The following is a 1,778-nucleotide window of genomic DNA, read 5'->3' on the forward strand; positions in this document are numbered from 1 at the left end:
CCATGGCGGCCTGACTTAAACGAAATGGCCTCCATAAAACCCGGTACGATTCACCTATATCACTCCAGCAAACCTCCTGAACCTTCTCTAAGTGAGCCTTACCTACAACAACATAAGTCCTATCAAATATCTTACGATAAAAAGACAACTGCTCAGGCAATCTGTCCAAATTATCAAAATCCGACTTTATTTCATAGCACGTAGCACTTCCATTTAAAACCACGCAGTCCGCTTTGCTACGGCCAACTCTAAACTCAGACAAAACTGTTGCCGTATTTATGGAGTGCCTACCAAGCAGGATCCTCTCAGCCACAGTATTCTTGTAGAAATACTCACCCCTGTGCCTACTTGATATATCGGAGTATGCGCACTCAATAACTTCGGCCACCGTAAAACTGCCTTTAAGCAAATCTCGGTAGAGCGTCGCAACTTCCAATAGATAGGAAAAATCGCCAGATGCGATCTCAGCAATACGTTTACTTGAAAATAGTCTTGCTGCATCCCTTGTAGTTAACAACCTAATAGCCTCACACACTGTTATTACTGCAGTCTACTACTGTTTTCATCAACGCAAATCTACTATGTCTCAGCGTAGATGACCTCTGTTGGACATGGGGGCACTGTCGAGAAAGCATGCCCGTTCCCCTACTCAGGCAGAACTCCAGAAGCGAAGCCTAGCCTAGTGGCTAACTCGCTGCGTTGGGCTAACCTAGGCCTCTACGAGTTCGAACTGGCGTTGAGCTTAGCTTGCTGAAGTGACGCCCATCAAGGAATTCGAGCGCTAGTCCTAATGACTTAGGTGCATTCCTATCCTTCTGACATCCTCGATTGGCCAATTCTGCCGAAGAGCTTCCCTACCGACAGGACCTCCTCCAACCCAGCATAGTACGATCAAATTAGGCGGTGCTTCCGAAAGTAAGGCTCGACATCCGCTGCCTGAAAGCTTTCACAGATTCTTTAAGCTGCATCGACCGTAAGTAGCCACAGTAAGCGGTTCATACACTGCGTACTTATCCATTCGAAATTTCTTCAACCCTACATAACTACCACGAGCCTACCCCAGCCAGTCCGCTCAACTGGCCTGTCTCGTGAGGAATTCTCTATGTCTGAATCCTGTCCGCGCTGTCGCTCGCAGCGCGTGGTGTACTGCCATTACGGCAAGCGTATCGGTGGGACCGTAGGCACCGTTGCCGGTGCGTTCAGTGGTGCTGCAGCCAGTTCTGCTTCAGGTGCCGCTGCGGGTTTACGCATCGGCATGCAAGTCGGTGCGTCTGGTGGCCCTGCTGGCATTGGTGCCGGCGCAGTGCTTGGCGCTATCACAGGTGCATTTGCTGGTTGCATTGCTGGACTGCGCTTGGGCCAGGTGCTCGATGAGCAACTGCTCTGCCGCTTCCGCTGCCTCGACTGCAACGCGCACTTCTGATCCCCGCCCTTCCCGCTTTCTTTGTCTTTCCCTGTCTCGCTTTGCCCCTTTCTCATTGTCTTTGACCGCCTGGGCGCTGCTGCTCGGGCGGTCTATGCCGTTTTGGAGGTATCCATGGCACATCACGTTGAAAACATGGCCTACGTTGGCACCACGCCCTGGCATGGCCTGGGTAGCAAGCTGTCCCGCAATCAGCCACTGGAGGTCTGGCAGCATGAAGCCGGGATGAACTGGCACATCGAAGAATCCCCGGTACGGTTCCTGTCAGACTCCGCTGCGCACTTGGGCAGCATCCATACCTTCCCGGAGCAGAAGGTGCTCTACCGTTCGGACACCAAGGCCCCGCTGTCGGTGG

Annotated in this window: 2 protein-coding genes and 1 pseudogene; 2 read left to right on the forward strand and 1 reads right to left on the reverse strand. The window is 52.4% G+C overall.

The genetic code is table 11. The features are described from left to right. A partial coding sequence (locus tag AAFM31_RS17670; protein WP_341709169.1) for a sce7726 family protein occupies nt 1–535 on the reverse strand: 535 nt, incomplete at its 3' end. Between the two features lie 567 nt (nt 536–1,102). Here AAFM31_RS17670 and AAFM31_RS17675 point away from each other — a divergent pair. Both AAFM31_RS17675 and AAFM31_RS17680 read left to right on the forward strand, forming a co-directional pair. After that, nucleotides 1,103–1,423 carry a hypothetical protein gene (locus AAFM31_RS17675; RefSeq protein WP_341709170.1) on the forward strand — a complete coding sequence of 107 codons (321 nt, stop codon included), beginning with the start codon at nt 1,103–1,105 and terminating at the stop codon, nt 1,421–1,423. Between the two features lie 114 nt (nt 1,424–1,537). Then, nucleotides 1,538–1,778: pseudogene (locus AAFM31_RS17680) on the forward strand (hypothetical protein); the annotation flags it as partial.

This window comes from Halopseudomonas sp. (assembly GCF_038130085.1).
Classification (GTDB): Bacteria; Pseudomonadota; Gammaproteobacteria; order Pseudomonadales; family Pseudomonadaceae; genus Halopseudomonas.